This is a genomic window from Streptomyces sp. NPDC036984 (genome assembly GCF_055607665.1).
On record NZ_JBVJRL010000013.1, the window covers coordinates 237,455 to 246,245 of the forward strand.

An 8,791-nucleotide genomic window follows, 5' to 3' on the forward strand; every position below is an offset into this window, starting at 1 on the left:
GTCAGTTGGCGGGGAACGGCAGCAGGGGTGCGCCCTGGAGCTCGTCCACCGCGGCGCGGGCGGCGGCCCGCGGGGTGGGCACCGGGTCGTAGTGGCTGACGACGCTGATCCAGGTGCCGTCGGCGTTGCGCATCACGTGCAGCTGCACGCCGTCGATGAACACCTCGTAGCCGCCGCCGTGTTCGTGGTGGTGTCCGCCGCCGCTCGCCGCACGGCCCTGTATCCGGCGGCCCTTGTAGACCTCGTCGAAGGTGTCGGGCGCGGTGGGCGTGTGGTGGCCGGCGGCCGACGCGGCGGGTGCGACGAGCATGGCGGCCGAGGCCGTCGCGGCGACGGCGGCTGCCGCCGTGAGCGCGCGGCGCCGGGTGATGTCGGGCATGCGGGTCCTCCGGAAGAGTGGTTCGGTGGTGACGACGCATGCCTATCGGGACGTTCCGGAGCGGAAGAAATCGCCCGGAACGGGTTGGCTACGATCCGGACAATTACCCACATGTCATGCAGAGTTGAACAAAGATGATCTTGCTGTGGTGGTGGGTCGATCCGCCCCGGAACGGGGAATTCCTTGCCGGGGCGGCCGGGTTTCCGATGATCCTTTCCGGCTGCCGCCCGTCCGAGTGGCGCGGCTCACCGCGCCAAACTGACGCGATAGAGAGGGCCGCCACCCCTGCTGCCTGCCGTTTCCGATCGACCATGTCCGGTGACTGTCAGGGGTGTGCGCGTAAAGGTCGTCTGTGTCGGAGGCGGGCCCGCAGGCCTGTACCTCGCCATCCTGCTCAAGCGGCAGGACCCGTCGAACGGCTACGGTTACAGCGGCGACCACGGCATCCGCGTCGTCGAGTGCTCCCCGGAGACCTTCACCGGGCTCGGCCTGGGCCGGGCCGACCAGGTCGAGCTGCTCTCCGTGCGGAGTGCCGCCCGCTGGGGCGCCCAGTGGTACGAGAACCTGCCCCGTTGCATCGAGCTGCCCCCGCACCGGATGTTCGCTCTGCTCGGCCAGCGCACTCGCCGCTGCTGCCGTATGTCCCGCCGCAGCTCTACTGCGGCCTGGACAAGGTGGCCGGGCGGCTGGAGGTGCCGCGCCGGCTCAAGCGCCGGCTCGGCCCCCGCGCGGCCCGCGCCCTGCACGCCCGCTCCACGGCCCGCCGCGGCTGGCCGACTCCACCCCGCCGGGCCCGGCCGCCTCCGCGCTCGGCCGCACCGAAGACCCGCGTTCCGGGACACCGGTCCATTCGGCCCCCGAGAAGTTGGTGAATAGTCATTCACTCGATAGGGTGAATGACTATTCACCTCGCAGTCGTCCAAGGAGCGCCGATGGCAGAGCCCGGACCGATATCCCAGCCCACGGCCGATCAGCCCCGGCTGCGCGACCGGCTCACCGTTCCGGTGCTGGCCTCGGGCGGCATCCTCATGGCGGTCATGCAGACCGTGGTCGTCCCGCTGCTGCCCGACCTGCCCCGGCTCACCGGCTCCTCGGCCGCCACCGTCTCCTGGACCGTCACCGCGACCCTGCTCTCCGGCGCCGTCCTCACCCCCGTCCTCGGCCGCGCCGGCGACATGTACGGCAAGCGCCGGGTGCTCACCGCCGCGCTCGCCCTGATGACCGTCGGCTCGGTCATGTGCGCCCTGTCCTCCGACATCGGCGTACTCATCGCCGCCCGCGCCCTCCAGGGCGCCGCCGCCTCCGTCGTCCCGCTCTCCATCAGCATCCTGCGGGACGAACTCCCGCCGGAGCGCCGGGGCTCCGCGGTGGCGCTGATGAGCTCCACGGTCGGCATCGGCGCCGCGCTCGGCCTGCCGCTCGCCGCGCTGGTCGTGCAGTACGCCGACTGGCACACCATGTTCTGGCTGACCAGCGCCCTGGGCGCGCTGGGCGTGGCGGTGACCTGGTGGGCGGTGAGGGAGTCGCCGCTGCGCGAGCCCGGGCGGTTCGACGTCCTCGGCGCCCTCGGCCTCGCCGCCGGGCTGGTCTGCCTGCTGCTCGGCGTCTCCCAGGGCGGCACCTGGGGCTGGGGGAGCACCCGGGTGCTCGGCCTGTTCCTCGCGGCCGTCGTCGTCCTCGCCCTGTGGTGCCGGCAGCAGCTGCGCACCGTGCGGCCGCTGGTCGACCTGCGGCTGGTGTCCCGGCCGCGGGTGGGCCTGTCCCACGTGGCGGCCCTGCTGACGGGATTCGCCTTCTACGCCAACTCCCTGGTCACCGCCCAGCTGGTACAGGCGCCGAAGGCCACCGGGTACGGCCTCGGCCTGTCCATCGTCGCCACCGGACTGTGCCTGCTGCCCGGCGGGGTCACCATGCTGCTGTTCTCCCCGCTGTCGGCCCGTATCTCGGCCGCGCGCGGCCCGCGCATCACGCTCGCGCTCGGCGCCGCGGTCATCGCGTGCGGGTACGCGCTCCGCATCGCCGACAGCCGCGACCTGTGGATGGTCATCCTGGGGGCCACCGTGGTGGCGACCGGCACCACGCTCGCCTACTCCGCCCTGCCCACCCTGATCCTGCGCGCCGTACCGGCCGCCCAGACCGCCTCCGCCAATGGCGTCAACGTCCTCATGCGCACCGTCGGCCAGGCCGTCTCCAGCGCGGCCGTCGCCGCCGTCCTCGTCCACCACAGCAGCCCCGTCGACGGGGTCCCCGTGCCCACCCTGCACGGCTACCAGCTGGCCTTCGCCCTGGCCGGCGCCGTCGCGCTCGCGGGCTGCGCGGCGGCCCTGTCCATCCCCGGCGACGGCCCCGCCGGCGGCACCCGGCGCGCCCAGGGCGGCGCCCTGGGTGCTCGCGACGGGGCGATGGAGGGAGCATGAGGACCATGACCACACCCCCCGGCCGGGTGCCCACCCCCGCGCGCCGGGACGCCGAGGCCACCAAGGCCGCCATCCTCAAGGCCGCCCGCCGGCTCCTGGCCCGGCACCCGCACGCCGACATCACCCTCAAGGACATCGCCGAACGGGCCGGTGTCAGCCCGCCGTTGATCATGAAGTACTTCGGCAACAAGGACGCCCTGTTCGCCCGCGTGATGTCCTTCGACACCGACGCCGACGACCTGCTGGACGCCCCGCTGGACGACCTCGGCCGGCACATGGTCCGGCACGTCCTGTCCAGCCAGCGCGAGCGGGGCGCCGACCCGCTGCTGCGCATCGCCTTCGCCCCGCTGCACGGCGACCACGGCGACGTCCTGCGCGCCAACTTCCGCGCCCAGGTGACCGAGCGCCTCGCCGCCCGGCTTCCCGGCCCCGACGCGGGCCTGCGCGCCGAACTCGCCGTCGCCACTCTCGTCGGCCTCGGCGTGATGTACGGCATCGCCCGCGGACCGCACCTGCGCGCGACCGACCCCGACACCGTCGCCGACCGCTACGGGCCCGCCGTACAGGCGCAGTTGACACCAGGCGGCCGAGGCACCGGATGACGCCGGGACCGGCCGGCCGGCCCTGATCCGCACGACGGACGCGGGTCAGCGCAGCAGCCGGTCCAGGAAGGCGTTCCCGAACACCCGGTGCGGGTCCAGCCGGTCCAGGGCCGCGACCGCCTCCGCCCACACCCGGGGCCGAACGAGCCGGGCACGGCCGTGCCGAGCACCCGCGGGTCGCTCCAGGCCGCGTCGGCGGTGTACGCCCAGCCCTTGGACCACTCCACGCGCGCCAGGGTCTGACCGCCGTCGTGGCTCCCGAGCAGGAAGTCCTCCAGCTCGCTCAGGAACGCCTCGGCATACGGGGTGCCCGGCAGGGTCAGCACGTCCAGCCAGACCGCGGTGTCCCACTCGGGGCGGGCCGCGCTCGGCCGCAGCGCGGACAGCAGCGGGGCCCGCGCGCCCGGCACACCGGTGTCGGCCGGGTCGTCCAGACCCGTCACCCGGATCTCCACCGAGCCGTTGACCGGGAAGCGGCCGCGTGCCGCGTAGGCGGCGAGCCGCTTTTGGTAGAACCGGGTGAACTCGTGCACCACCCGCTGCACCCCGGCCCGCGGGGTGAGCACCGCGTACCCGTTGGCCGTCACCCGCAGGGTGGTCGGCCGCAGGTACAGCAGTGTGTTCTTCGACGGCCCCCACAGGTCGGCCGACCCCGTCGCGGCGAGCCCGAGCGAGGCCACCTGGAGCTGGGCCGCGCCGAGCAGTGGCGCCAGGGACCAGGCCGCGCCGGCGACGAGCCGCCCCACCAGGTCGGCGACCGGCTCCGGGACGCTGTCGGAGAAGGGGTAGTTGTACGGCGAGGTGACGTGCCGGGAGCCGGGCGGCCGGACCGGAGCCACGCTCCACTCCTTCAGCCACGGGAACTCGGTGAAGGCGAACCAGATCGCCTCCACCCGGCCAGAGCGCCGCAGGAAGCTCTCCAGGGTGCGCCCGCCCGAGCCGGGGGCCGCGAACAGCTCACGGGCCGGGACGTCGGTGCGGCTGACGCAGCGCAGGCTGCTGTCCGGGCCCACCCGCAGGACAGCCTCGGTGACGAAGGCCCGGCCGAGATGGGTCAGCAGCGCGGCACAGTCCGCCTCGTCCCGGCGAAAGGTGCGCAGCACATAGGCCCCGCGGTCCGCGTCCCACACCACCGCCGTCAGCTCCAGCACCCGGTTGCTCAGCGAGCCGTACGTGCTGCCGGGCGGCGGGCGTTCACCGTCGGCCGGTACGGCGGTGCCGTGCGCGTCGATGGCCAGGGCGCCGCCCAGGCTCAGATCACCGGGCGCGGGAGTGGCGGTGAGCCCGAGCCCGTGCCCTTCCAGAAAGGTGAGCAGGGCCTCCAGGGGGACCCCGGCGCCGGCCCGGACGGCCGTGGCGGACTCCAGCGCCAGGCCGGTCGGATGGGCCGTGGTGTCGACCAGCAGGACCCGGGCGGAGGCGGTCGTCCCGGCGGTGATCGTGAGCGGCGACCAGCCGTGCGAGCAGCCCCGGGCGCGCACCCGCCAGCCGTTGCGCCAGGCCCAGTTGACGACGGCGAGCAGCTGCTCCGGGCCGGCCGGGGCGCAGGCCCACAGTCCGTGGGCGGTGATCTCGCCCACCCAGTTGCGGTAGGCCGTGCGGTAGAGCCTCACCCGGTCCGGAAAGCCGGGGAGCGCGGCCGCGGCCACCGCCGGATCGGCCGGGACGGGCAGCGGGGTGGCGGCCAGCGCGGCGGCGGTCCGCAGCAGGGCACGGCGGTTCACTGAACGATCTTCCACCCGGTCACGCTAAGGGCCGCCCGGGCCGCGCCCGCAGTCCGCCGCCGCGTGCCACCCGTCCGAGTGAACCACGCGGGCGGAGCGGGCCGTTCCGCCGGACACGGTACCGGGTGACAGACTGGCGCCATGGACGAGCGCGTAATCGGCAGGTCGGGTCAGTGGGCATCGGTGGTCGGTCTCGGCACATGGCAGCTGGGCGCCGACTGGGGCGACGTGGACGACAAGGAGGCCCTGTCCGTCCTGGAGACGGCGGCCGAGGCCGGGGTCACCTTCTTCGACACGGCCGACGTGTACGGCGACGGGCGCAGCGAGGAGACCATCGCCTCGTTCCTGCGCGGCCGTCCCGACCTGCACGTGTTCGTGGCCACCAAGATGGGCCGCCGGGCCGAGCAGACCCCCGGGAACTACGTCCTGGACAACTTCCGCGCCTGGAACGACCGCTCGCGCCGCAACCTCGGCGTCGACCGGATCGACCTGGTGCAGCTGCACTGCCCGCCCACCCCGGTCTACTCCTCGGACGCGGTGTTCGATGCCCTGGACACCCTGGTCGAGGAGGAGCGCATCGCCGCGTACGGGGTGAGCGTGGAGACCTGCGCGCAGGCGCTCACCGCGATCGCCCGGCCGAACGTGGCGAGCGTGCAGATCATCCTCAACCCGTTCCGCATGAAGCCCCTGTACGAGGTGCTGCCCGCCGCCCGCGAGGCCGGCGTCGGCATCATCGCGCGCGTGCCGCTCGCCTCCGGGCTGCTGTCCGGCAAGTACACCGAGGACACGGTGTTCGCGGCCAACGACCACCGCACCTTCAACCGGCACGGCGAGGCCTTCGACCAGGGCGAGACCTTCTCCGGCGTCGACTACGCCACGGGCGTCGAGGCCGCCGCCGAGTTCGCCGCGCTCGCCCCCGAGGGGTACACCCCGGCCCAGCTGGCGCTGCGCTGGATCATCGAGCAGGACGGGGTGACCACGGTCATCCCCGGCGCCCGCAACCCGGAGCAGGCCCGCGCCAACGCCGCGGCGGCCAAGCTGCCGCCGCTGCCGCAGGAGACGTTCACCGCGATCCGGGAGCTGTACGACCGGCGGATCAAGGACCAGGTCGAGCACCGCTGGTAGGCGCGGGACCTCGGACCGTTTGAACGAACGGCCCGGCGGTTACACGCACCGCATGACGCAGGACGGACGGCGCAGGGGGCGCAATGAGACCGAGGAGGAGCGGGCCGACCGGATGTGGGGCGAACTCATCCAGGAGGTCCGCGTGGCCCAGACGGGCGTACAGATCCTGTTCGGCTTCCTGCTGACAGTGGTCTTCCAGCCGAAGTACGACCGCTTGGCCTTCGCCGACCAGATGATCTACATCGTGACCGTGGTGCTGGGCGCCTGCGCGACAGGCGCCCTCATCGGCCCGGTGTCCCTGCACCGCCTGGTCTCCGGCCGCCGGGTCAAACCCCAGGCGGTACGGCTGGCCTCCCGGATGACCCTGGTCGGCCTGGCACTGCTGCTCGTCACGATGGCGTCGTCCCTGCTGCTGATCCTCCGGGTGGCCACACACGACGGCTATGTGCCGTACCTGGTGGCGGCCGTCGTCGCCTGGTACCTCCTGGGCTGGTACGGCCTGCCCCTGTGGGCCCGCCACAGGTACTCCTCCCGGTCGGACGACTAGGCCGGCCTCGTCCGCCGGGACCGCCTCCTCAGGCCGGCTCGGCGGTCCACGGCCAAGCGGCCTCGCGGCCGGCCTCGATGAGGCCGACCATCCGGAACGCGGCGTCCGTGAGGCCGCCGAAGGTGTGCCGGTGGCGGCCCGTGGGGCCGCCGGCGGGCCGGTACCCCGCCAGGTTCCACGTGTAGACGGGGATGCCGGCCGGGACCGGTTCGGCCGGCCCGCCGGGGCCGTAGGGGGCGGCCTGTTCGTCGGTGACGATGAGGACCCGGTCGTGTCCCCGGTAATGGGTCCGCACCGCCTTCGCGGTGTGGGTGCCTCCGAGACTGTGGAACCGTTTCAGCACCTCGAGCACCGGCTCGCCCGGCTCGAACGACACGTCTGCGCTGCGCCAGCCGAACTCCACCAGATCCGCCTGCTCGGCACGCATGGCCAGCGCGGTGCCGAACACGGCCGCCGCGTCCGCCCGGGTCAGCTTGGACCGTTCGGAGACGGTGTCCCAGAACATGGAGTCGGACCGGTCCACCAGGATCAGAGTCCGGCCGGGCAGGGGCGGTACGTTGGCCAGGGAGTAGCCCAGTGCCCGTTCCAGCGCGGCTGCCCAGCGCTGCGACGGCGCGTGCTGGTGGGCGGCCAGGTAGCGGAAGGGGAACTGCCGGGACCGGGCGACCTCGGAGGCGTCGGAGAGCCGTGCGGCGACGCGGGCCGCGACGTCGTCCGAGATCCCCGCCTCGTCGAAGTTCCGCAGGTTCCGCAGGAGCGCCATCGGCCCCATCGTGGGGATCACGGCTTCCCAGACGGCGGCGTCCATCGGTCCGTGGAGCCAGCCTGCCAGGGCCTCCCAGGTCATGCCCGCCGCGGCCAGCCGCTCGGGGCCGCCCGGCCCGGTCACCACCGCCCGCCGCTCGTCCGCAGCCGACTCCATCAGCGCGCGGTGGGCGGTCAGCAGGTGGTCGGAGGCCGGCGGAACAGCCTGCTCCGGGTGGTGGCGGCGGTCCAGGGCGTACCGGAAGAGCGCGCCCTGCCAGGGCTTGGCCGGATCGGGGGAGGCGTGCACCAGGTTGAGCACGTCGCCGAAGCGGAAGCCCTTGGACGCGGTGTCGTACTTGAGCAGGGACCGGGACGTGTACAGCCGGCGTACGCCGTCGGCGATGCCCCGCTTCACGGGTTGTGGCACGTTCCGCCCGTACACCGAGATCCAGTGGGCGAGCAGTTCGCCGGGCTCGTCGGCGCGCTGGAGCACCGAGTCGATCACGGAGCGGTTGGACGGGCCTTCGGACGCCCCGGCCTCGAGCCGGGCCCTCACATACGCGGCGGCACCCACCAGGGACGCCGTGCGCATGTTGCCCTCGCCGCGAAGCCAGCGCAGCAGGCCGGCCGTCCACACGGGGTCCTGGACGGCGAGCTCACCGACGAGACGGGCGTACCGGTCGTCCCGCTCCTCACCGCTCTCGTAAAAGGTCCGCTGGGAGACGAAGTTGCCGACCGCAAGGAGGAAGAGCTCCTCGCGGGGCTCCCGGACGAAGGCCGGGCCGCCTTCGTAGGTGCGGAAGTCCGGCCCGGCGGATTCGTGAGGGAGCCGTTGCGGGGTCAGGGAACGGGCGGCCGCCGAGACGTGCGGGGCCACGAGCATCACGGACCACATTTTGGAGACGCGTGGGGTGTGACGAGGCAGCGAATCCCCCCGGATTCAACGTATGGGACGGCCCCGGCCAGGGGTTTGGCGAGGCGAAGACGACCGCACCTGCCGAGATCCAAGAGGGCGGCGGCGTCACTTGGTTGTCAGAAGGAAGTAGCCGCAGCCGAGCGCATCGGAGGCGCGGTCGCGACGCCAACCTACAGGGGCCACCGGGCCGCACACCAGCGAATTGATTCGGGTCCGTTCTCGGTCTTCCGCCGCGTCTAACTGATCGTTTCAGAATGAAGTTCGTTGTAGAGCTTGGCAGTTGAGTCGTGTGTCGGCAGGATCTGTTGGGTGTCTGCTGATCTTGTCCCTGATG

6 protein-coding genes and 2 pseudogenes are annotated in these 8,791 nt (G+C 73.1%); 5 read left to right on the forward strand and 3 right to left on the reverse strand.

Annotated elements, in window-relative coordinates; all coding sequences use genetic code 11:
• Position 1: 1 nt before the first annotated feature.
• Positions 2-379 (reverse strand): apotyrosinase chaperone MelC1, encoded by a 378-nt coding sequence (gene melC1, locus ACZ7DL_RS24155; RefSeq protein WP_470776899.1) that lies wholly within the window; start codon positions 377-379, stop codon positions 2-4.
• Positions 380-889: 510 nt separating this feature from the next.
• Between melC1 and ACZ7DL_RS24160 the strand changes: the two are divergent.
• The 3 genes and pseudogenes from ACZ7DL_RS24160 to ACZ7DL_RS24170 all read left to right on the forward strand — a co-directional run.
• Positions 890-1,251 (forward strand): annotated as a pseudogene (locus ACZ7DL_RS24160) (hypothetical protein); the annotation flags it as partial.
• A 60-nt stretch (positions 1,252-1,311) separates the two neighbouring features.
• On the forward strand, positions 1,312-2,796 hold the full coding sequence (locus ACZ7DL_RS24165; protein WP_470776901.1) for an MFS transporter: 1,485 nt from the start codon (positions 1,312-1,314) through the stop codon (positions 2,794-2,796).
• Positions 2,793-3,398, forward strand: a complete 606-nt coding sequence (locus ACZ7DL_RS24170; RefSeq protein WP_470776902.1) for a TetR/AcrR family transcriptional regulator — start codon at positions 2,793-2,795, stop codon at positions 3,396-3,398. Before ACZ7DL_RS24165 ends, ACZ7DL_RS24170 begins: the two co-directional genes overlap by 4 nt.
• Before the next feature lie 45 nt (positions 3,399-3,443).
• Here ACZ7DL_RS24170 and ACZ7DL_RS24175 read toward each other — a convergent pair.
• Positions 3,444-5,122: pseudogene (locus ACZ7DL_RS24175) on the reverse strand (cholesterol oxidase substrate-binding domain-containing protein).
• A gap of 141 nt (positions 5,123-5,263) precedes the next feature.
• On the opposite strand from ACZ7DL_RS24175, the gene ACZ7DL_RS24180 reads away from it, so the two are divergent.
• Entirely contained in the window at positions 5,264-6,247 is a 984-nt protein-coding gene (locus ACZ7DL_RS24180; RefSeq protein WP_470776904.1) for an aldo/keto reductase, read from the forward strand.
• Positions 6,248-6,299: 52 nt separating this feature from the next.
• Complete coding sequence (locus ACZ7DL_RS24185; protein WP_470776905.1) at positions 6,300-6,794, forward strand: DUF6328 family protein; 495 nt, start codon at positions 6,300-6,302, stop codon at positions 6,792-6,794.
• 28 nt (positions 6,795-6,822) lie between these two features.
• On the opposite strand, the gene ACZ7DL_RS24190 is transcribed toward ACZ7DL_RS24185, so the two are convergent.
• The gene (locus ACZ7DL_RS24190) at positions 6,823-8,424 is read right to left on the reverse strand and encodes a TROVE domain-containing protein (RefSeq protein ID WP_470776929.1); all 1,602 of its coding nucleotides are present in this window, start codon (positions 8,422-8,424) and stop codon (positions 6,823-6,825) included.
• Positions 8,425-8,791 lie beyond the last annotated feature (367 nt).